Origin of the sequence: Kaistella sp. 97-N-M2, from assembly GCF_021513235.1 — a bacterium.
GTDB lineage: Bacteria > Bacteroidota > Bacteroidia > Flavobacteriales > Weeksellaceae > Kaistella.
The window spans coordinates 323,400-344,271 of record NZ_CP090976.1; the positions used below are offsets into that span (position 1 = coordinate 323,400).

General features: G+C 41.6%; 22 protein-coding genes. All 22 read left to right on the top strand.

Annotated elements, in window-relative coordinates; genetic code table 11:
* Window positions 1–92 precede the first annotated feature (92 nt).
* The 22 genes from L0B70_RS01565 (at window position 93) to L0B70_RS01670 (ending at window position 20,792) form a co-directional block, all read left to right on the top strand.
* Window positions 93–1,220 (top strand): GNAT family N-acetyltransferase, encoded by a 1,128-nt coding sequence (locus L0B70_RS01565; RefSeq protein ID WP_235142571.1) that lies wholly within the window; start codon window positions 93–95, stop codon window positions 1,218–1,220.
* Window positions 1,221–1,253: 33 nt separating this feature from the next.
* Window positions 1,254–1,442 carry a hypothetical protein gene (locus L0B70_RS01570; protein WP_235142572.1) on the top strand — a complete coding sequence of 63 codons (189 nt, stop codon included), beginning with the start codon at window positions 1,254–1,256 and terminating at the stop codon, window positions 1,440–1,442.
* Between the two features lie 117 nt (window positions 1,443–1,559).
* Complete coding sequence (locus L0B70_RS01575) at window positions 1,560–1,931, top strand: NADH-quinone oxidoreductase subunit A (protein ID WP_235142573.1); 372 nt, start codon at window positions 1,560–1,562, stop codon at window positions 1,929–1,931.
* A gap of 57 nt (window positions 1,932–1,988) precedes the next feature.
* Entirely contained in the window at window positions 1,989–2,546 is a 558-nt protein-coding gene (locus L0B70_RS01580) for an NADH-quinone oxidoreductase subunit B (RefSeq protein WP_235142574.1), read from the top strand.
* A gap of 3 nt (window positions 2,547–2,549) precedes the next feature.
* Entirely contained in the window at window positions 2,550–3,050 is a 501-nt protein-coding gene (locus L0B70_RS01585; protein ID WP_235142575.1) for an NADH-quinone oxidoreductase subunit C, read from the top strand.
* 67 nt (window positions 3,051–3,117) lie between these two features.
* Entirely contained in the window at window positions 3,118–4,341 is a 1,224-nt protein-coding gene (locus tag L0B70_RS01590; protein WP_235142576.1) for an NADH-quinone oxidoreductase subunit D, read from the top strand.
* A 118-nt stretch (window positions 4,342–4,459) separates the two neighbouring features.
* The gene (locus tag L0B70_RS01595) at window positions 4,460–4,969 is read left to right on the top strand and encodes an NAD(P)H-dependent oxidoreductase subunit E (RefSeq protein WP_235142577.1); all 510 of its coding nucleotides are present in this window, start codon (window positions 4,460–4,462) and stop codon (window positions 4,967–4,969) included.
* 15 nt (window positions 4,970–4,984) lie between these two features.
* Window positions 4,985–6,340, top strand: a complete 1,356-nt coding sequence (nuoF, locus tag L0B70_RS01600) for an NADH-quinone oxidoreductase subunit NuoF (RefSeq protein ID WP_235142578.1) — start codon at window positions 4,985–4,987, stop codon at window positions 6,338–6,340.
* A 1-nt stretch (window position 6,341) separates the two neighbouring features.
* Window positions 6,342–7,214, top strand: a complete 873-nt coding sequence (locus tag L0B70_RS01605) for a hypothetical protein (RefSeq protein ID WP_235142579.1) — start codon at window positions 6,342–6,344, stop codon at window positions 7,212–7,214.
* 22 nt (window positions 7,215–7,236) lie between these two features.
* A complete protein-coding gene (locus tag L0B70_RS01610) occupies window positions 7,237–8,274 on the top strand; it encodes a 2Fe-2S iron-sulfur cluster-binding protein (protein WP_235142580.1) in 1,038 nt (345 codons plus the stop codon).
* A gap of 37 nt (window positions 8,275–8,311) precedes the next feature.
* Window positions 8,312–9,385 carry an NADH-quinone oxidoreductase subunit NuoH gene (nuoH, locus tag L0B70_RS01615; RefSeq protein ID WP_235142581.1) on the top strand — a complete coding sequence of 358 codons (1,074 nt, stop codon included), beginning with the start codon at window positions 8,312–8,314 and terminating at the stop codon, window positions 9,383–9,385.
* A 172-nt stretch (window positions 9,386–9,557) separates the two neighbouring features.
* On the top strand, window positions 9,558–10,115 hold the full coding sequence (locus L0B70_RS01620; RefSeq protein WP_235142582.1) for an NADH-quinone oxidoreductase subunit I: 558 nt from the start codon (window positions 9,558–9,560) through the stop codon (window positions 10,113–10,115).
* On the top strand, window positions 10,116–10,610 hold the full coding sequence (locus tag L0B70_RS01625; RefSeq protein WP_235142583.1) for an NADH-quinone oxidoreductase subunit J: 495 nt from the start codon (window positions 10,116–10,118) through the stop codon (window positions 10,608–10,610).
* A 4-nt stretch (window positions 10,611–10,614) separates the two neighbouring features.
* Window positions 10,615–10,941 carry an NADH-quinone oxidoreductase subunit NuoK gene (nuoK, locus tag L0B70_RS01630; protein WP_235142584.1) on the top strand — a complete coding sequence of 109 codons (327 nt, stop codon included), beginning with the start codon at window positions 10,615–10,617 and terminating at the stop codon, window positions 10,939–10,941.
* A gap of 7 nt (window positions 10,942–10,948) precedes the next feature.
* On the top strand, window positions 10,949–12,844 hold the full coding sequence (gene nuoL / locus L0B70_RS01635; protein WP_235142585.1) for an NADH-quinone oxidoreductase subunit L: 1,896 nt from the start codon (window positions 10,949–10,951) through the stop codon (window positions 12,842–12,844).
* A 3-nt stretch (window positions 12,845–12,847) separates the two neighbouring features.
* Window positions 12,848–14,341 carry a NuoM family protein gene (locus L0B70_RS01640; RefSeq protein WP_235142586.1) on the top strand — a complete coding sequence of 498 codons (1,494 nt, stop codon included), beginning with the start codon at window positions 12,848–12,850 and terminating at the stop codon, window positions 14,339–14,341.
* Between the two features lie 89 nt (window positions 14,342–14,430).
* Window positions 14,431–15,810, top strand: coding sequence for an NADH-quinone oxidoreductase subunit N (locus L0B70_RS01645; RefSeq protein ID WP_235142587.1), 1,380 nt, complete (start codon window positions 14,431–14,433; stop codon window positions 15,808–15,810).
* A gap of 134 nt (window positions 15,811–15,944) precedes the next feature.
* The gene (locus tag L0B70_RS01650) at window positions 15,945–16,541 is read left to right on the top strand and encodes a TetR/AcrR family transcriptional regulator (protein ID WP_235142588.1); all 597 of its coding nucleotides are present in this window, start codon (window positions 15,945–15,947) and stop codon (window positions 16,539–16,541) included.
* A 103-nt stretch (window positions 16,542–16,644) separates the two neighbouring features.
* Window positions 16,645–17,892 carry a TolC family protein gene (locus L0B70_RS01655; RefSeq protein ID WP_235142589.1) on the top strand — a complete coding sequence of 416 codons (1,248 nt, stop codon included), beginning with the start codon at window positions 16,645–16,647 and terminating at the stop codon, window positions 17,890–17,892.
* A 48-nt stretch (window positions 17,893–17,940) separates the two neighbouring features.
* Window positions 17,941–18,912, top strand: coding sequence for an HlyD family secretion protein (locus L0B70_RS01660; protein ID WP_235142590.1), 972 nt, complete (start codon window positions 17,941–17,943; stop codon window positions 18,910–18,912).
* A 200-nt stretch (window positions 18,913–19,112) separates the two neighbouring features.
* A complete protein-coding gene (locus L0B70_RS01665; protein WP_235142591.1) occupies window positions 19,113–20,036 on the top strand; it encodes an ABC transporter ATP-binding protein in 924 nt (307 codons plus the stop codon).
* A 3-nt stretch (window positions 20,037–20,039) separates the two neighbouring features.
* Window positions 20,040–20,792 carry an ABC transporter ATP-binding protein gene (locus L0B70_RS01670; RefSeq protein WP_235142592.1) on the top strand — a complete coding sequence of 251 codons (753 nt, stop codon included), beginning with the start codon at window positions 20,040–20,042 and terminating at the stop codon, window positions 20,790–20,792.
* Window positions 20,793–20,872 lie beyond the last annotated feature (80 nt).

Consider the following 20,872-nt stretch of genomic DNA (forward strand, 5'->3'; position numbering starts at 1 on the left):
AAATTTTGAAATTGAACACTAAGTGTAAAAAACGTGCCAAAGTTTTTATATTTGTATTATTCATTTATATTTGTTTTCCCAAATACAGAGCGATGTCCCAACTTTCTATAATTGAAGTCAATAACGAAAACGATTTAAAAAAATTCATCAGTTTCCCGATGGATTTGTACAAAAATAACAACAATTATGTGCCTCCCTTAATAAATGACGAGAAAAACATTTGGGACGTAAAGGAAAATCCGGCTTTACAGTACTGTACGGCAAAGCAGTTTCTCGCGTACAAAGACCATAAAATAGTGGGCAGAATTGCCGTGATCTGGAATCCGCGCGAAGAAGAGGAACTCGGTATAAATAAAGTGCGGTTCGGCTGGCTGGATTTTATTGATGACTTCGAAGTTTCGACGGCACTGATTAATAAGGCAATTGATTTAGCCCGCGAGAAAAAGAGCAAAAAAATTGAAGGTCCTATGGGGTTTACCAACCTTGATAAAGCCGGTATGCTGATTAAAGGTTTCGATAAACTGGCGACAATGATTGGGCTTTATAATTTTCCGTATTACCCGGAACATCTGGAGCGGTTAGGATTGGTGAAAGAAAAGGAATGGGTGGAATATGAAATGGATTTCCCCAGTGTTTTATCGGAAAAACTAAAGAAATTCAGCAGTTTAATTGCCGAAAAATACAAATTAAATGTCATCAACTTTAAAAATAAAAAAGAGATTCTTCCACTGGTCGAACCCATGTTCAAACTACTCGATCAAACGTACAATACACTATCAACCTATACGCCGATCACCGATGATCAGATAAAAACATACAAAGAAAAATATTTCCCTTTCATCGACAAAAATTACGTGATTTGTGTGGAAGATGAAAACCATCAGCTTATCGCGTTTGCCGTAACAATGCCTTCCTATTCACGCGCTTTGCAAAAATCGAAAGGAAAATTATTTCCGTTCGGCTGGTGGCATTTTTTGCAGGCCGGGAAGAAAAATGACCGCGCAAACTTTTATCTGATCGGAATTCATCCCGAATATCAACGGCGAGGCGTGACGGCGATCATCTTTAAAGAAATCTTTGTGCGTTTTAACAGGATGGGAATTAAATTTGCGGAAACCAATCCGGAACTCGAAGAAAACAAAGGTGTCCAGGCACTTTGGCAGGATTATAACCCAACCAATCACAAACGCAGGAGAACATACTCCATGGAAATTTGCTAGGAAAAAAATACAATTCACGAAAATTTTAAAAGAATGAAAAAGCAACTTTATATCTATATCGCAATGATTTTGGCGTTTCTGGTTTATAATCAGTTTTTTCAGGTTCAGGACGAAAAACTGAACAGTGTGATTAATATTTTGTTTGCCAGTTTTCTTTTTTTATACATTGGTTATATGGCTTATTTGGTGCTGAAACGCCTGAAGGATACGGGAAAAAAATAATTATTTTTAAACATTCTAAATTAGATAAAAGTTCTATTTCCATCATATTTTCAAAGCTTATATTTCTGCCTTAAATCTTTATTCATTAAATTTGCAGATTGAGAAAATAATGTATTGATGAATTTACCAGAAAATTATATACCGATTATCATTCAGGCTGTGGTGGCTATCGGTTTTGTAGGAATTTCTTTGTTGGGCGCCCACTTTTTGGGACCGAGACAGCAAGACAGTACGGTTAATAAAAACAAGTCTTTTGAGTGTGGAATTGAAAGTGAAGGCGACGCGAGAACGCCGTTCTCCATCAGATATTTCTTAACCGCCATTCTCTTTGTTCTTTTCGATATCGAAATCGTATTTTTCTATCCTTATGCCGTTAATTTCCGCGAGTTTGGTCTGGAAGGATTTCTTGCGGTAACCACTTTTGTCTCCATTTTCTTTTTAGGCTTTTTGTACGTTTTAAAACGCGGCGCCTTAGATTGGGACAAATAAAATCCGATCTTTAGGACCGGAAATTGATTTAATAATTTATTTAAAAAATTAATCAAAATGTCAGAAATTACACCAAAAATAAATACTAATGCTCCAGCTCCGGCAGGTTTAGAGGGTGAGGGTTTCTTCGCCACCAATCTAAGCAGCCTTATTGGAATGGCGCGTTCTTACTCCTTATGGCCACTTCCGTTCGCAACCTCATGTTGTGGAATCGAATTTATGGCGACTATGGCCCCAAATTATGATCTCGCCCGTTTCGGTGGCGAAAGAATGAGTTTCTCCCCTCGCCAGGCCGATGTTTTAATGGTTTGTGGAACAATTGCAAAAAAATTAGGACCGATCCTAAAAGAAGTTTACACCCAGATGGCCGAACCAAAGTGGGTTATCGCCGTGGGTGCTTGTGCGTGTAGCGGTGGAATTTTCGATTCTTACTCTGTTCTGCAGGGGATCGACAAAGTAATTCCGGTAGATGTTTACGTTCCCGGTTGCCCTCCACGACCAGAGCAGATCCTGGAAGGATTTATGCAGGTGCAGGCTTTAGCACAAAGTGAAAGTTTACGACGACGCGATCTTCCGCAGTATAAAGAATTATTGGAATCTTATAACATTAACTAATTTATGGAATTTACCAATAATTTTGTTTTAGAAGCAATTTCCCGAGAATTTCCCGGCTCCATTATCGAAAGTACAGAACCATATGGAATGCTTACTTTAGAAATTAAAAAGGCAGATCTTAAAAAAGTAGTTCATCACATGAAAGACAGTACTTTAGGATTTACTTTTTTAACGGATATCTGTGGAATTCATCATCCGGAAATACCTGAAAAAGAATTGGGCGTCGTTTATCATCTGCACAACTTTGTCGACAATCTTCGGATCCGCTTGAAAGCCTTTATGCCCCTGGAAAATGCCGAGATCGACAGTGTAACCGATTTATTTGCCGGTGCTAACTGGATGGAGCGCGAAACTTTTGAGTTTTATGGCGTTAAATTTAAAGGACACCCGGATTTAAGGGTTATTTTAAACGAACCGGATATCGGCTATCATCCCATGCTGAAGCAGTATCCTTTGGAAGACGGTACCAGACTCGATAAAGATGATGCCATGTTCGGAAGATAAATTTTTTAAAGACGAATGATTATTGATCCTTGATCACTTTTCATTTCTTGATGACTAAGTACACATTATGAAAGACAATCAGTTATCCAATATATTAACGCAGTACGACGCTCAGGAACAGATTGACGGGCAGTTATATACCCTCAATTTAGGACCAACGCACCCCGCCACCCATGGTATTTTTCAGAATATCCTGACGATGGACGGAGAAAAAATTCTGCATTCAGAGCAAACGGTAGGTTACATTCACCGGGCTTTCGAAAAAATTTCAGAAAGAAGAAATTTCACCCAGATAACGACTTTAACGGACCGAATGAATTACTGTTCGGCGCCCATCAACAACTTAGGTTGGCACATGACCGTTGAAAAACTTTTGGGAGTGGTCGTTCCCAAGAGGGTTGATTACATGCGGGTTATTATGATGGAATTGGCAAGAATTGGTGATCACTTAATCTGTAATGCGGTAACGGGCGTTGATACCGGCGCTTTAACCGGTTTTACGTATATGTTCCCAGAGCGCGAAAAGATTTACGATATGTACGAACAGGTTTGTGGCGGAAGATTAACCACAAATATGGGACGGATCGGTGGTTTCGAAAGAGATTTCACACCGAAATTTTTCGATCTCTTACGCGATTTTCTGAAAACTTTTCCTGTCGTTTTTAAAGATTTTTCCAATTTACTGGAGCGAAACAGAATTTTTATGGACCGTACCATTGGTGCCGGCGCAATTTCCGCGGAACGCGCTTTAAGCTACGGATTTACAGGTCCAAACTTACGCGCAACAGGAGTGGATTACGATGTTCGTGTCGCCACCCCCTACTCTTCGTATGAAGATTTCGATTTCGATATTCCCGTAGGAACCGCAGGCGATACTTACGATCGTTTCATGGTTAGACAGGGGGAAATTTGGGAAAGTTTAAAAATAATTCAGCAGGCACTCGACAATCTTCCTGATGGTCCTTTCCACGCTGATGTTCCGGACTTTTACCTGCCAGAAAAAGCCGATGTTTATACCAAAATGGAAGCTTTGATCTACCACTTCAAAATCGTGATGGGTGAAACTGAAGTACCGAAAGGCGAAGTTTACCACGCAGTAGAAGGCGGGAACGGCGAATTAGGATTTTATCTGGTAAGCGATGGCGGAAGAACCCCTTATCGCTTACACTTTAGACGACCATGTTTTATCTATTATCAAGCGTATCCGGAAATGATTATAGGCTCTGTAATTTCGGATGCGGTGGTTACTTTAAGCAGTTTAAATGTAATTGCAGGCGAGTTAGATGCGTAATTAAATTATAAATTTCAGATTACAAATTATAAAACTGGTCTGAAATACAATATAGAAAATGACAGCAATTTTAGTTTTTAATTTAAAAATCTAAAATTTAAAATTTAAAATTAGAAAAGTGAGCGAAACAATAGCTTTCAGACCTGAAACAATGCAGCAGGTTCATAAAATTATCGCAAGGTATCCCGAAGAAAGAAAAAAATCTGCCTTAATTCCGTTGCTGCACCTGGCACAAAAGGAATTTGGAGGCTGGCTGGCAGTTCCGGTGATGGATTATGTAGCGGAAATTCTTAGCATTCAACCCATTGAAGTATACGAAGTCGCTACCTTTTACACCATGTTCAACATGAAACCCGTGGGAAAATATGTTTTGGAAGTTTGCCAAACCGGGCCCTGTATGCTGAACGGCAGCGATGAGATCATCAAAAACATAAAAGAAACCTTAAACATCAAAAACGGAGAAACCACGGCCGACGGACTTTTCACGCTGAAAACAGCGGAATGTCTAGGCGCATGCGGTTACGCACCAATGATGCAGATGGGTAAATTTTATCACGAACATTTAACAAAAGAAAAAGTAAACGAAATTCTCCAGCTTTGCAGAGAAGGTAAGTTTGCTTTAGACTAATTTTTATTAATAACAATGAGTAAAAAACTTTTACTTAAAGACGCACATATAGAAGGAATCAGATTCTATGATACTTACCGCAAACAAGGCGGTTACGATGCCGTAGAAACAGCCCTGAAAATGACGCCCGAAGCCATTGTGGAAGAAGTGAAAACTTCGGGTCTGCGCGGTCGTGGCGGCGCGGGTTTCCCTACTGGATTAAAGTGGAGCTTCCTCGCAAAACCCGAAGGCGTACCACGATATCTGGTCGTAAATGCCGACGAATCGGAGCCCGGAACTTTTAAAGATCGGTATTTAATGGAATTTCTTCCGCATCTGTTGATCGAAGGAATGATCATTTCCTCCTTTGCCCTGGGCGCAAATACCGCCTATATCTATATTCGCGGCGAATATGCCTGGATTGTAGATATTTTGGAAGAAGCTATTGATGAAGCAAAAGCAGCCGGATTTTTAGGAAAAAATATTTTAGGGGCCGGTTACGATTTGGAAATCTACGTGCACCGCGGCGCAGGAGCATATATTTGTGGCGAAGAAACTGCCCTTCTCGAATCTTTGGAAGGTAAAAGAGGAAATCCACGTTTGAAACCGCCATTTCCCGCCGTAAAAGGACTTTGGGAATCTCCAACAGTAGTAAATAATGTAGAAACCATCGCAGCGGTTGTTCCCATCATCAACATAACCGGTGCTGAATATGCTAAAATTGGGGTTGGAAAATCCACAGGAACAAAATTGATTTCGGCCTGCGGAAACATCAACAAACCCGGCGTTTATGAGATCGACATGACGATCTCCGTAGAAGAATTTATTTATTCCGATGAATATTGCGGCGGAATCCCCAACGGTAAAAGGCTGAAGGCCTGCATCCCAGGCGGAAGTTCTGTACCGATTGTTCCCGCAAACTTATTACTGAAAACAATCAACGGCGAACCGCGATTGATGAATTATGAATCTCTTGCCGACGGCGGTTTTGCTACAGGAACAATGATGGGATCCGGCGGATTTATTGTTTTGGATGAAGACCAGTGCGTTGTAAAACATACCTTGACCTTAGCCCATTTTTATATGCACGAAAGCTGCGGACAATGTACGCCGTGCCGGGAAGGAACGGGATGGATGTGGCGAATTTTATCCAAACTGGAAAACGGAACAGGAACTTTTGCCGATATCGATCTGCTTTGGGACGTTCAAAGAAAAATTGAAGGAAACACGATTTGTCCTTTGGGAGATGCAGCTGCCTGGCCAGTTGCCGCTGCCATCCGTCATTTCCGCGACGAGTTCGAATGGCACGTCGATAATCCTGAAGCATTAACAAAAAATTACGGATTGGCGAACTACGCGGACCCGATACCTGCACCAGCGGTTGCAGAATAGAATGAAGAAGATTTTTAAGATTAGTATATTCCTTGTTACAGGACTGAATTTTGCGTTCGCACAGAAAACCGATTCGCCCATCAATAAGGATAAAGAAATTTCCGGTGACGTACAAACGGTTTCTCCTTTAACAAAAAAAGGACAGATGTTTATATTTTGGGGGTACAACAGAGCAGGTTTCAGCAATTCCGATATCCGGTTTAAAGGAGCAGACTACAATTTTACCCTGGAAAATGTGGTAGCGCATGACAGGCCTTCCGCTTTAAGTTTAAGGTATTTGGATCCGGGAAAAATGTCCATTCCACAGTTTAATTTTCGGGTTGGATATTTTTTTAAAGACAATTTAGCGCTCGTAGTGGGCACAGATCATATGAAATATGTGATGGATCAGGAACAGACTGTCCATTTCAAAGGAAATATTGCAGATCCGGTGTATGCAGCGATGGTCCGGAATGGTGAAGTAAATTTGTCTGATAAGCAATTTCTTACCTTTGAGCATACGGACGGACTGAATTATGTGAACGCCGGAATAGAAAAATATCAAAACCTTTTCGCAAAAAGGAATTTTGATGTTGTTTGGTCTTACGGCGGCGGCGCGGGAGTTTTATTTCCGAAAAGTAATGTGAAATTATTTGGAAATGAACGCAGCGATCGCTATCATGTCGCAGGATTTGGTTTGGATGCACGGACGAACATTAATTTTGTCTTCTGGAAGCACCTCATGGCGAGAGTTGAAGGAAAATTCGGGTACATCAATTTGCCCGATATTAAAACGACGCTGAATAATCACCCTGATAAAGCCAGTCAGGATTTTGTATTCTACCAGGTTAATTTCGGGGTTGGGTACACGTTTAATACAAAGAAAAATAATTAATTCATTTTTGAATTCATCTATAATGAGCGAAGAAATAAAAAAATTTAAGATAACCATCGACGGACAAACCACCGAAGTTTTGCCCGGCACCTCCATTTTGGAAGCCGCGCGACAAATCGGTGGAAAATCTGTGCCGCCCGCAATGTGCTACTACAAACCACTGGAAACCAGTGGCGGACGATGCAGAACGTGTTTGGTAGAAGTTTCAAAAGGGTCGGATGCAGATACGCGGCCGATGCCGAAATTGGTCGCCAGTTGCAGAACCGGCGTCATGGACGGCATGGAAGTGAAAAATTTAACCTCCGAAAAAACCCAGGAAGCGCGAAAAGCGGTGACTGAGTTTTTGCTGATTAACCACCCTTTAGATTGCCCTATTTGCGATCAGGCTGGCGAATGTCATTTGCAGGATCTCGGTTACGAGCATGGTGTGGAAGGAACAAGAACAGAATTTGAAAGAAGAACTTTCGAACCTGAAGATATTGGACCGAACATTAAACTCCACATGAACCGATGTATTTTGTGTGCGAGATGTGTTTTGGCCGCCAACCAGTTAACAGAAACAAGAGAGCACGGAATCTTATTCCGTGGCGAACACGCAGAAATCTCTACCTATTTAAATAAAGCGTTGGATAACGATTTCATTGGAAATGTGATCGATGTTTGTCCGGTAGGCGCCCTAACCGACAGAACTTCGCGTTTTGCGAGCAGAGTTTGGTTTACCAAACCGGTAAATGCAACGTGCAAATGTGAAAAATGTTCCGGAAAAGCAGTTCTTTGGATGAAAGGCGACGAAATTATTCGGGTAACAGCGAGAAAAGATCAGTACGATGAGATCATCGACTGGATTTGTGACGAATGCCGTTTCGAAAGAAAGGAAGTGAAATTCTGGAATATCGAAGGGCCAAGACATATTGACCGTCATTCTGTGATCTCTCTGAATCATTACGAGAAACCGAAAAATATGGTCAGCCTTCTGAACAGGGGCGAAGCGAAGGAGCTGAGTGCCGAAGACGAAGCAGAATCTGCCGCCAAATCCGACGATAATTTTAAATTAATGTAAATCTTCAGTCAACTGAAGAATCAAATTATACGAAAAAATGGAGTTATTAACTTTCAAAATCATACTCGTGCTGTCCCTCTTTTTATTGGCGCTTACCGTTGCCGCCTACTCCACGTGGGCAGAACGAAAAGTGGCAGCCATTATGCAGGACAGAATCGGGCCTAACCGTTCCGGACCTTTCGGCCTTTTGCAGCCATTGGCTGATGGCGGTAAATTTTTCTTTAAGGAAGATTTCACACCCGCCGGCGCTGAAAAATTTCTGTTCATCATCGGGCCGTCTTTGGTGATGTTTATCTCGCTGATAACCGGAGCCGTCATCCCGTGGGGAAAAACCCTGAACATTGGTGGAAATTCTTTTGATCTGCAGGTAGCGAACATCGATATCGGCGTTCTTTATTTGGTAGGAATGGTTTCCATTGGCGTCTACGGAATTATGATCGGTGGTTGGGCATCTAACAATAAATTCTCCTTAATCGGTGCCATCCGTGCGAGTTCGCAGATGATTTCTTATGAACTTGCCATGGGTCTTACGATTATTGCGATTATTATGATGGCAGGATCTTTAGATCTGAAAGTGATTGTAGAACAGCAAACCCACGGTAAAATCTGGGGAATTATCCCGGAAGTTTCGGGGATGAATTGGAATTTCTTTTATCAGCCCGTTGCTTTTATTATCTTTTTTATTGCAGCTTTAGCCGAAACGAACCGCGCGCCGTTCGATTTGCCGGAATGTGAAAACGAATTGGTCAACGGTTACCACACGGAATATTCTTCCATGAAGTTAGGTTTATACATGTTCGGCGAATATGTGAATATGTTTATATCGAATGCCTTGATCGTGGTTTTATTCTTCGGTGGTTATAACTATCCGGGAATAGACTGGGTGACGAATAACTGGGGCGAAAACGCTGCGGGAATTCTCTCCATCGTGTCCTTTTTAACAAAAACGTTCTTCGGAATCTTTGTATTTATGTGGATCCGCTGGACTTTACCAAGATTCAGATACGACCAGTTGATGCATTTGGGCTGGAAAAAACTGATCCCGCTGGCGCTTTTTAATTTGATGGCGACCGGTGCAATAATTTTGGCCTTCGATTATTTTACAAAATAAGCCGAAGACCTGCGAAAAAGAGACGAAACTGAATTTTAGCCCCGATTGCAGCGGCATCCTTTTGCGAGGACGAAGGACGAGCAAAAGATAGAGCGGAAAGCGGGTACCATATTGAAAAGAAGCTCCCAACGTGGCGCTTCTGAAAATAATAATTAAAAATATATTTCTGAAAATGAAATTAACAAATAGATCCAAAGTGGTCTCCGACAAAAAAATGACCTTCGGCGAGAGCATTTATCTTCCTGCCGTGCTGAAGGGTATGGGAATTACGCTGCGTCATGCCGCGAATTCGGTTTTTGGTAATGGAGTCGCCACGGTGCAATATCCGGAAGAACAACGACCACGAGTACAGATTTGGCGCGGCGAGCACGTGCTGAAACTCGATAACGAAGGGCGGGAACGCTGTACCGCGTGCGGACTTTGTGCTGTAGCCTGTCCGGCGGAAGCAATCACCATGACGTCGGCGGAACGCACAAAAGAAGAAAAAGATCTTTACCGCGAAGAAAAATACGCGAAAGTATATGAAATTAATATGTTGCGCTGTATTTTTTGTGGAATGTGCGAGGAAGCCTGCCCGAAATCTGCCATTTACCTGACGGATAAGTTGGTGAATGTGGAAGAAAACCGCGGCAGCTTTATTTACGGTAAAGATAAACTGGTTGAAAAAATTAATGCAAGAGTGGACGTTTCGGCGAGACAAAGCGAGTTGCAGAAAAAAATGATGAAATAAATGGAACAGATCTTATTTTTCTTTGTTGCGTTTATCGCAGTGGCAAGCGCCGTTTATTTTGTGTTTGCGCGAAATCCGCTCTACTCTATTCTTTCGCTTATCGTGACGATGTTTTCTATTGCCGGTTTATATATTTTATTAAACGCGCAGTTTCTGGGCATTGTGCAGATTATTGTTTATGCAGGCGCCATTATGGTGTTGTTTCTTTACATTTTGATGATGTTGAATCTGAATAAAGCCGACGAAAGTAAAAAACAAAACCTTATGAAGTTTGTGGGCGTTTTTTCTGCGGGCTTACTGTTGATCGCAATCTTGGGTGCTTTTCGCGGTTTCAAAGTTGAGGCAGCGGCGAGCAATGTGGATTCCGGTGTGGGATTGACGAAAAATCTTGGAAGATTATTGTTTAACGAATATGTTTTGCCTTTTGAGTTGGCCTCGCTGCTTATTTTTGCAGGAATTGTGGGCGCAGTATTAATTGGTAAAAAAGATTTATAGAATTATGGGAGGAAATTCATTTATACAACACGTACCGCTGGAATATTTTATTATTCTCTGCTCGGTGATGTTTTGCCTGGGCGTAATGGGCGTTTTGGTGCGAAAAAACGCGATCATTATTTTGGGTTGTGTCGAATTGATGCTGAACTCGGTTAACCTTCTGTTAGCTGCGTTTTCGAGTTACAAAGGCGACGGAAACGGACAGATTCTGGTCTTCTTCATTATGGTGGTTGCCGCCGCAGAAGTTGCCGTCGGTTTAGCGATTATTGCCATGATGTACCGGAACACGAAGTCGGTGGACATTAGTATTTTTAATAAATTAAGAGGATAAATAGAGGATGGAAAATTTAGTTTACGCAATTATACTTTTACCCTTACTCGGATTTTTAATTAACGGACTTTTCGGCAAAAGTTTGCCGAAAATGGTGGTCGGAACGCTTGCAACGCTTGTTGTTTTTGCATCTTTCTGCATCGCTGTCAGTTTATTTTTAAAGTTCGATGCGGCATCGCCACCCGTAATCGTGCGGGCGTTTGAATGGTTTCGGATCAGCGGAATACAGGTTAATTTTGGCTTTCAGATCGATCAGCTGTCTTTGATGATGATTATGATCATCACTGGGATTGGATCTTTAATTCACCTTTATTCCATCGGTTATATGAGCCATGACAAAGGGTTTTACAAATTCTTTACTTATTTGAATTTATTTATCTTCTCCATGTTACTTTTGGTCATGGGAAGCAATTATTTAATTCTTTTTATCGGTTGGGAAGGTGTTGGACTTTGCTCTTACCTCTTGATTGGCTTTTGGTACACGAACGAAGAATATGGCGCTGCGGCGCGGAAAGCTTTCATCATGAACCGGATTGGGGATTTGGGAATGATCATCGGTATTTTGATGATCGCCTATCAAACCAACGCGGTTGATTTTCTTTCGGTGGCGCAAAACTCCGGTAAATTCGAACTCGATTCGACCATTATTATTTTCATCACCTCCAGTTTATTTATTGGCGCTGTCGGAAAATCTGCACAGATTCCTTTATTTACGTGGCTTCCGGATGCCATGGCAGGCCCAACGCCGGTTTCTGCTTTAATCCACGCCGCCACCATGGTAACGGCGGGGATTTATTTGGTCGTACGGTCCAATTTCCTTTTCTCTTTAGCACCAACAACTTTGGAAGGCATTCTTTTCATCGGTCTGTTAACTGCTTTGGTAGCCGCATTTATCGGCCTCCGACAAAATGATATTAAAAAAGTTTTAGCCTACTCCACGGTTTCGCAGCTGGGCTTTATGTTTGTCGCCATCGGAGTTGGCGCTTACACGACAGCGATGTTTCACTTAATGACGCACGCCTTTTTCAAAGCATTGTTATTCCTCGGCTCCGGTTCCGTTATTCACGCGATGAGCGACGAACAGGATATGAGAATGATGGGCGGTTTAAAGAAAAAAATTCCGGTTACGCATATCACTTTCCTTATCGGAACTTTAGCGATCTCCGGTTTTCCTTTCCTTTCGGGCATGATTTCCAAAGATGAAATTTTGACCAATGTTTACGGAAAAAATCCCATTATTTGGGTGATCTTGTTTATCATCGCCGCGATGACGGCGATTTATATGTTCCGGGCCTATTATTTAACGTTCCACGGAGAATTTCGCGGTACGCCGGAGCAGGAAAAACATGTTCACGAAAGCCCGAAAACAATGACGATTCCGTTGATCGTTCTGGCAATCCTGTCCATTCTCGGCGGTTTTATTAATCTTCCACATTTTATCTCGCACGGAGATTATTCCACTTTGGCCCACTGGCTGCAATCCATCTACGTTTATGATGTAGAACTGCCGGAAGTTGCTTTCGGAACCGAAATGATTCTTTTGGGATTAACGGTTTTGATGTTCTTCGTGGTTTGGTTTGTGGTGAAAAACATCTACGTCAACAAGAAAAAAATGGCTCTGCCAGACGAAAAATATGGCGGTTGGGAACGGCTTTCAAACAAAAAATTGTTTTTAGACGAACTCTACAGCGCAACTTTTGTGCGATTTGCTGAAGGTCTCGGGATCGGCGGCAATATGTTCGACAAAGGCGTTCTCGGTCGGTTTGTCGATTTTATCGGGACTGGTGCCGAAGATTCGGGGAGAGCGGCAAAACGCCTTCAAAACGGAAATGTAGAGAATTATGTTCTCATCATGTCTCTGGCCATCGGAATTATTTTAATTGTTAACTTTATATTACAATAGTAAATGTCGTATCTATTATTAACATTACTACTATTACCTCTCGTAGGTTCTGCATTGGTGTTCGCGTGGAAAAATCCCGCAAGTAAATATTTAGCCCTGGGAATTGCATTTGCACAAATGTTTCTCACGTTTTATATGCTGTCTGATTTCAATTTCAAACCTACCGTCGACGGAGTTTTGCAGTACGAGATCAATTATCCCTGGTCCAATTTCATCAAAAGCAATCTGCATTTTGGCGTCGATGGAATGAGCATGTTGATGCTGTTGTTAACCAACATTTTAACGCCGCTCATTATTCTTTCTTCGTTTAATGAAAAGCCCGGGTACAGAAATACTTTCTACGGTTTAATCTTGTTGATGCAGTTTGGTTTGCTCGGCGTTTTCACCTCGTTGGACGGCTTGTTATTTTACATCTTCTGGGAAGTTACTTTAATCCCGATCTGGCTCATCGCCGGAATTTGGGGACAGGAAAACAAGAAAATTCAGTTTACTACAAAATTCTTTGTGTATACGTTCGTCGGCTCTTTGTTTATGTTGATCGGCTTGATCTACGTTTATACAAACTCCGCTTCATTTGCCTTAACCGATTTGTATAACGCAGATTTAAGTACCTCGCAGCAGACGGTGGTTTTCTGGTTTATCTTCTTTGCGTTTGCCGTGAAGTTGCCGATCTTCCCGTTCCATTCCTGGCAGCCGGATACGTACACGTATTCGCCAACGCAGGGATCGATGCTACTCTCCGGAATTATGCTGAAAATGGCGATCTACGGCTTGTTGCGTTATTTACTACCAATTACACCGGAACCGGTTTTGGGAGTTTCGGGAAAAATAGTTTTAGTTCTCGCAATTATTGGAATCGTTCACGGTGCCTTAATAGCGATCATACAAAATGATTCAAAAAGATTGATTGCCTATTCATCTTTATCGCACGTAGGATTGATGACGGCCGGAATTATGGCCTCCGCCATTCTAACGACGAAAGGAACTTTAATGATCGAAGGCGGTCAGGGCGCATTGGTGCAGACCTTTGCACACGGCATCAACGTCGTAGGACTTTTTTATTGTGCCGATATTTTATACAAACGTTTCAAAACCCGGGATATCCGAAAAATGGGCGGCCTCGCCAAAGTGGCGCCGAAATTCGCGGTTCTGTTTATGGTAATTTTATTGGGATCTATTGCGCTTCCTTTAACCAACGGTTTTGTGGGCGAATTTATCCTCATCAAAGCCATCTTTGACTACAGTGTTTTCGGTGCAGTTATCGCCGGCACAACCATGATCTTTTCGTCGGTTTATCTTTTCAGATTTTATGGTAAAGCCATGTTCGGAAACGGCGACGAAAGAATTTTAGCGGCCTCCAGCGATTTATCTCCCGTAGAATTTTCGGTTTTGGCCAGTTTGGCTGTTTTTGTAATCCTGCTGGGAATTTTTCCGCAACCGATTCTGGATATGGTCGACAGTTCGCTGAAATTTATCTTCATGTCGATGATGAAATAAGTATAATTAATAATTAAAAGAAATTAAGAGATGAAGACGGCAGATGAAAATCTAAACTCTCGAATCTATAAATCTCAAATCTAAACTAAATGGGCGTTTTAATCATCGTATTCCTTACCGCAGTAGCCGCATTATTTGCAGGTGTTTTTGAAAAAGGAAAATATTCAAGATATATCGGTATTTTGGGACTCATCATTGCATTTTATGTAAGTTTCCTGCCAGAGCTGGCTTTCTTTAACCAATACAGAAGCATGTTCGAATATGGCGCAAATGCCGCCCTTTTCACAAAAATTTCGTTGGTAGTAACCTTATTGATCTTCTTTTTAGGCGGTTTCGCTTTCAGCAACCACCGCAGCCACCAGTCCGAACTATACGCTTTGATGCTGTTTTCCCTGTGTGGCGGTATTGTTCTTTTTGGCTTTCAAAACTTAGTAACTTTATTTTTAGGCATCGAAATTTTGTCGATTCCACTGTACGTTTTGGCGGGAAGCAACAAAACCGATCTGCGCTCCAACGAAGCTTCCATCAAATACTTTCTGATGGGTGCGTTTGCGACGGGTTTCCTTTTATTCGGAATTGCCCTGATTTACGGCAGCGCAAGTACTTTTGATCTTTATAAGATTCACGACTTTTCGTTATCGAACCCCAAAAACCTGATGTTTTCGATGGGTGCGGTTTTAATGCTGGTCGCGTTGGCTTTTAAAGTTTCCATGGCGCCCTTCCATATGTGGAGTCCGGATGTTTATCAGGGTTCACCCTCGCTGATCACCACTTTCATGATGTCGGTTGTTAAAATTGCAGCTTTCTTCGCGTTCTTCAAAATGATGACGATCGGATTTCTCGGAATCACGGGCGAATGGATCAACATCGTGGGCGTCCTCATCATCATCACACTTTTCCTGGCGAATGTGATGGGTCTGGCACAAAGCAATGCAAAAAGAATGTTGGCTTACTCTTCCGTCTCCCACGTTGGATATTTAGGTTTGATTTTCTTTGGTTTGAATAACTTGTCTGCTTATAATTTAGCCTTCTATTTATTTGCTTATTCCCTTGCCACACTTGGTGTAATGATGTGCCTGATCTGGGTTGAAAAACTGAAGCGCGAAACTTCTTACGATGCTTTTCGTGGATTGGCGCATTCCGAACCGATTTTGGCGGTGGTTGCGGCTTTGTCTATGCTTTCGATGGCCGGGATTCCCTTAACCGCAGGTTTCATGGGGAAATTTGGCATTTTTGCGCAAGCGATAAAAACAACGCCTTTCCTCGTACTGGTCGCTGTTCTAGGCTCTGCAATTTCCATCGCTTACTATTTACGGTTGATTATGGTCATGTTTTTCCCAAAGGAAAGCAGTTTCAAAACTTCCGAGAAAGTGTCGGTGACCTACAACATTATCGCCGTATTTTTGATTTTTGCCTTGGTGGCTTTAGGGGTTTTCCCGGATTTATTTGCGAAACAGTTTGGTTTATAAAACTCCACTTTTAAATATTTTTAAACGCAGTTCTTCGGAGCTGCGTTTTTTTTATGTTAAACATTAATCATTTGATTAAACCATTTGTTTAAATCAGAATAATAGTTTTATCTTTGTTAAATAAATTTACGAAGATGACTGAAGCAGAACTTTCTACCGAAGACAAAATACTTTTAGCAGCTTCGAAAGTTTTTACAGAAAAAGGGTATTCCGGCACGCGAACGCGCGACATCGCCGAAGAAGCCGGAATTAATTTAGCCCTGCTGAATTACTATTTTCGCACCAAAGAAAAACTCTTTGAGCAGGTGATGAAGGTTAAAATGGTTTTGCTTTTCGGACAGATCATTCCCATTTTGTCCGACGAAAAAACCTCCCTCGACGAAAAAATAGATCTCGCAGCCGCGAAATATTTCGACATTTTAATCAAAAATCCTAACCTTCCTCTCTTTGTTCTTAGTGAAATTCAAAAGAAAACCTCCGACATCAAATCTATTATTCCTTTTGAGCGCGTCTTGCGGAATTCCTTTATCATGAAACAGATTCAGGAACGAAAACCGGATCTTAATCCTTTCCATTTTCTGTTGAATTTTGTAAGCATGACGGTTTTTCCGTTTCTGGGAAAACCTATTTTGAGAACCTTCGATTTGATGGATGAAGAAGAATTCCTGGAATTTGTGGAAGAAAGGAAAATCTTAGTCCCGGTCTGGATTAAACTGATTTTAAATAATTAAATAAAAAGACTTTTGCTGATTGAAACCAGATGAAATAAAAGCATTGGCGAAAATAAAGTTCTTCAGCGCGTCTCAACTCATTTAAAATGATAAAAATCCTAAGATGAAAATTTTAAAATATTTTTTTCTGCTCCTCTGCTTCTCTGCAAATGCCCAAACATTGACCTTAGAAGAATGCTACGATTTGGCCAAACAAAATTATCCGCTTATCAAAAGACACGATTTAATCGCCAAAACTAAAGAATACAGTCTTCAGAATGCCGCAAAAGGCTGGCTTCCGCAGATACAGATTGCGGGACAGGCAACGTATCAGAACGACGTTACACAACTGCCGGTGCAGCTTCCGAATATGACGATTGATCCCGTCAGCAAAGACCAGTATAAAATTTATGTGGATGTTCAGCAGAATATTTATGATGGCGGAATGACCGCTAACCAAAAAAAAGCCGCAACCATTACTTCTGAAATGGAACGGCAAAAAACGGAAGTCGAAACCGATCAACTCGAAATGCGCATCAACCAAATATTTTTTGGAATTCTACAAACCGATGCACAGATTGAACAAACCGATTTGACGAAAGCTGATCTCAAAAACGGCCTGAAAAGAGCGGAAGTACAACTGGAGAACGGCGTTATCTACAGAAGTAACGTCGATGTTTTAAAAGCACAACTGGTAAATCTGGACCAAAAAGATTTGGAACTTAAATCGACGAAGAAAAATTTCTTACAGATGCTTTCTCTTTTCATTCAGAAAAATTTAGACGAAAATACCACGCTTGAAAAACCCGCGAAAATTTTAATTCAGGCCGAGAACAATCGTGCCGAACTCAAGCTTTTCGCTTTACAAAAACTCGCATTAGACCAGCAGAAATCAAACATCAACTCCAGAAATCTGCCCAGAGTGGGCGCATTTTTTCAGGGTGGCTACGGAAAACCCGGCTTTAATATGTTGAAAAATGAATTCAATCTTTTCTACATCGGCGGTGTACGCTTGAATATTCCAATCTCGGGATACTACACGAAAAGAAATGATCTGGCTTTGGTCGGAATTCAACAGGAGGAAATCGAGATTCAAAGAGAGAACTTCCTTTTCAATCAGCAGTTTGAAACGATTCAGAACAACAATGACCTTGATAAAATCCAGCAACTCATCAATAAAGACGACGAACTGATCAGTCTGCGCGAAAGCATCAAAACCGCCGCCCTCGCCCAACTCGAAAACGGCGTAATTACGACAAACGATTACCTGCGCGAAGTCAACGAACTCGACCGCGCGAAAAATCAGAAAATAACGCATGAAATACAATATCTTTTAACGCAATACAATCTGAAAGCGCAGCTTAATCAATAATTGATGGTTGATGGTTGATGGATTATAGTTTAAATAACACGTACGCAGATGAAAAAATATATTCTACTTGCAGCGATAATTTCACTCTGTTCCTGTAGCGACGCGGGTGCGGACTACGACGCTTCCGGCACTTTTGAAGCCGACGAAATTTTGGTTACTGCAAAAGCAAGCGGAACGGTTTTAAAGTTAAACGTGGAAGAAGGAGAAGAACTTTCTGCCCATGAAAAGTTGGGCGAAATTGACTCGAAGAACGTGGAACTTCAAAAGGAACAGATTTTGGCGAGCATCGATGCGCTCGATCAAAAAACAAATTCTGCCCTTCCTCAAATTCAGGTTTTGGACGCGCAGATTTCGGGACAAAAAGCCAATGTCGGCATTTTGCAGGAGCAACTTCAAAATGCACTTCGCGAAAGAAATAGAACCGCGAATTTGGTCGCAAAAGATGCCGCCACCCAAAAACAACTCGACGACGCGAACGGACAAATCCAGGTTCTTCAGAAGCAGATTTCCGCGGCACAAAGCCAGTTGCGCGTTTTACGCCAACAGATTTCCACCACGAAAGAAAATACAGCGCTCCAAAACCGCGCAGTTTTAAGTGAAAAAAAACCGACCGAAAAAAAGGTGGCGCAGATCGACGAGCAGTTGAAAAACAACACGATTGAAAGTCCCATTTCCGGCATGGTCTTAACCAAATATCTGAATGAAGGCGAATTCGCAGCCGTTGGAAAACCGATTTTCAAGATGGCGAATCTGGATCTGATGACGCTAAAAACTTTCATCACAGGCGATCAATTGTCGCAGGTGAAAATTGGTCAGAACGTAAAGATACTCATCGACAGCGGTGCGGAAAAAACGAAAGAGGTTCCGGGAACCGTTTACTGGATCAGCTCCAAAGCGGAGTTTACCCCGAAAACCATTCAAACCAAAAATGAGCGCGCCAACTTGGTGTATGCCGTGAAGATTCATGTAAAAAACGACGGTTTCCTTAAAATCGGAATGTATGCAGATGTGAAATTTTAATTTTTGACCACAAAAGTCACAAATGATAATTGCTTTAAAAGATTTAACAGCAACTCCTTAAAGTCCACAAAAAAAGATAACGTTCTATTTTTTGACCTTTAAAAATTATTAAAATTCAACTTTAAAAAAGAAGAGCTTTTATCGTCACCAATCTTCGCCAATCAACTTTAAACTGTTAATTCTCGATGGTAAAATAAAAAATGAATTCAATCACCGTTCGAAATCTCACCAAAACCTACGGCAAGAAAAACAATAGAGTTCTTGCGGTTGATTACGTGAGTTTTGATGTAAAGGCCGGCGAAATTTTCGGCTTAATTGGTCCCGACGGCGCCGGAAAAACCTCCATTTTCCGAATGTTGACCACCGTACTTCTGCCCGATTCCGGTTCTGCATCGGTCCAAAATTGGGATGTGGTGAAAGATTATAAAGAAATCCGAAAAATTGTCGGCTATATGCCCGGGCGTTTTTCGCTCTATCAGGATTTAAGTATTGAAGAAAACCTGCAATTTTTCGCGAGCGTTTTCAACACGACTATTAAAGAAAATTACGACCTCATCAAAGATATTTACATGCAGATCGAACCTTTCAAAAATAGAAAAGCCGGCGATCTTTCCGGTGGAATGAAACAGAAACTCGCGCTGTGCTGCGCCTTAATTCATAAGCCGAAAGTTTTATTTCTGGACGAACCCACCACCGGTGTGGATCCTGTTTCGCGAAAAGAATTCTGGGAAATGCTAAAGCGTCTTAAAAAAGAGGGAATCACGATGCTTGTTGCCACACCTTACATGGACGAAGCCGCGCTGTGCGACCGAATCGCCTTAATAAGCCATGGAAAAATTCTCTCCATCGAAACGCCCGAAAACATCAGCAACTCCTTTCCTGATTTGCTTTTTGAAGTAAAAGCCGGCAGAACTTCAGCGGTTTTAAAAGCCCTGGAAAATTTTCCGCAGAAGAAAAATGTATATGCGTACGGCGAATTTGTGCATTTGATCCTCGATAAAAATGAAATTTTTTCAGCATCAAAAGTTATTGAATATTTGGAAAAGGAAGGTTTTGAAAATATTGAAATAAATCGCGTACAAGCCAGTATTGAAGACAGTTTCATCCGCTTATTATCAGTTTAAAAAATGAATGTTGAAACACAGGATATCGCCATTAAAGCAGAAAACATCACCAAAGTTTTTGGCAGTTTCACCGCGGTCGATCATATTAGTTTTGAGGTAAAAAAAGGCGAAATCTTTGGTTTCCTCGGCGCCAACGGTGCCGGAAAAACCACGGCGATGCGAATGTTCAGCGGACTTTCTGTTCCTAGTTCCGGACAGGCGACGGTTGCAGGTTTTGATGTTTATACAGAAACCGAAAAAATCAAAAAAAATATCGGTTATATGAGCCAGAAATTTTCTTTGTACGGCAATTTGACCGTCAGCGAAAATCTCGATTTTTTTGGTGGAATTTATGGCATCCCGCGAAAAGAATTAAAAATTAAACGCGACCAGCTTCTCCAAAAACTGGGTCTTGAAAAAGAAAAGAATAAACTGGTTTCCGAACTTCCGCTGGGTTGGAAACAGAAACTCGCTTTTTCCGTCGCCATTTTTCACGACCCACAAATTGTCTTTTTGGATGAACCCACGGGCGGCGTCGATCCCGTGACGCGACGACAGTTTTGGAACATGATTTACGACGCGTCGGATCGTGGAATTACCATTTTCGTCACGACGCATTACATGGATGAGGCCGAATATTGCGACCGCGTTTCGATTATGGTCGACGGAAAAATCGCGGCTTTGGATACGCCGGCGAATTTAAAAAAGCAGTTCGATGCGCAAAATATGGACGAGGTTTTTTACGAGTTGGCGCGGGGTGCGAAACGGGCGGAGTGATCATTGGGTGATTGGGTGATTGAGTGATTGGGTGATTGAGTGGATGAGTAATTGAGTAATTGAGTAAGAAAAAGGATCAA

Excerpts from the sequence above, each read along its gene's own strand:
- L0B70_RS01610 (WP_235142580.1), top strand. The coding sequence starts at position 7,237 with ATGAGCGAAGAAATAAAAAAATTTAAGATAACCATCGACGGACAAACC.
- L0B70_RS01625 (WP_235142583.1), top strand. The coding sequence starts at position 10,116 with ATGGAACAGATCTTATTTTTCTTTGTTGCGTTTATCGCAGTGGCAAGC.
- L0B70_RS01590 (WP_235142576.1), top strand. The coding sequence starts at position 3,118 with ATGAAAGACAATCAGTTATCCAATATATTAACGCAGTACGACGCTCAG.
- L0B70_RS01620 (WP_235142582.1), top strand. The coding sequence starts at position 9,558 with ATGAAATTAACAAATAGATCCAAAGTGGTCTCCGACAAAAAAATGACC.
- L0B70_RS01645 (WP_235142587.1), top strand. The coding sequence starts at position 14,431 with ATGGGCGTTTTAATCATCGTATTCCTTACCGCAGTAGCCGCATTATTT.
- L0B70_RS01665 (WP_235142591.1), top strand. The coding sequence starts at position 19,113 with ATGAATTCAATCACCGTTCGAAATCTCACCAAAACCTACGGCAAGAAA.
- L0B70_RS01570 (WP_235142572.1), top strand. The coding sequence starts at position 1,254 with ATGAAAAAGCAACTTTATATCTATATCGCAATGATTTTGGCGTTTCTG.
- nuoF (WP_235142578.1), top strand. The coding sequence starts at position 4,985 with ATGAGTAAAAAACTTTTACTTAAAGACGCACATATAGAAGGAATCAGA.
- nuoK (WP_235142584.1), top strand. The coding sequence starts at position 10,615 with ATGGGAGGAAATTCATTTATACAACACGTACCGCTGGAATATTTTATT.
- L0B70_RS01670 (WP_235142592.1), top strand. The coding sequence starts at position 20,040 with ATGAATGTTGAAACACAGGATATCGCCATTAAAGCAGAAAACATCACC.
- L0B70_RS01655 (WP_235142589.1), top strand. The coding sequence starts at position 16,645 with ATGAAAATTTTAAAATATTTTTTTCTGCTCCTCTGCTTCTCTGCAAAT.
- L0B70_RS01575 (WP_235142573.1), top strand. The coding sequence starts at position 1,560 with ATGAATTTACCAGAAAATTATATACCGATTATCATTCAGGCTGTGGTG.
- L0B70_RS01650 (WP_235142588.1), top strand. The coding sequence starts at position 15,945 with ATGACTGAAGCAGAACTTTCTACCGAAGACAAAATACTTTTAGCAGCT.
- nuoH (WP_235142581.1), top strand. The coding sequence starts at position 8,312 with ATGGAGTTATTAACTTTCAAAATCATACTCGTGCTGTCCCTCTTTTTA.
- L0B70_RS01585 (WP_235142575.1), top strand. The coding sequence starts at position 2,550 with ATGGAATTTACCAATAATTTTGTTTTAGAAGCAATTTCCCGAGAATTT.
- L0B70_RS01660 (WP_235142590.1), top strand. The coding sequence starts at position 17,941 with ATGAAAAAATATATTCTACTTGCAGCGATAATTTCACTCTGTTCCTGT.
- nuoL (WP_235142585.1), top strand. The coding sequence starts at position 10,949 with ATGGAAAATTTAGTTTACGCAATTATACTTTTACCCTTACTCGGATTT.
- L0B70_RS01580 (WP_235142574.1), top strand. The coding sequence starts at position 1,989 with ATGTCAGAAATTACACCAAAAATAAATACTAATGCTCCAGCTCCGGCA.
- L0B70_RS01565 (WP_235142571.1), top strand. The coding sequence starts at position 93 with ATGTCCCAACTTTCTATAATTGAAGTCAATAACGAAAACGATTTAAAA.
- L0B70_RS01605 (WP_235142579.1), top strand. The coding sequence starts at position 6,342 with ATGAAGAAGATTTTTAAGATTAGTATATTCCTTGTTACAGGACTGAAT.
- L0B70_RS01640 (WP_235142586.1), top strand. The coding sequence starts at position 12,848 with ATGTCGTATCTATTATTAACATTACTACTATTACCTCTCGTAGGTTCT.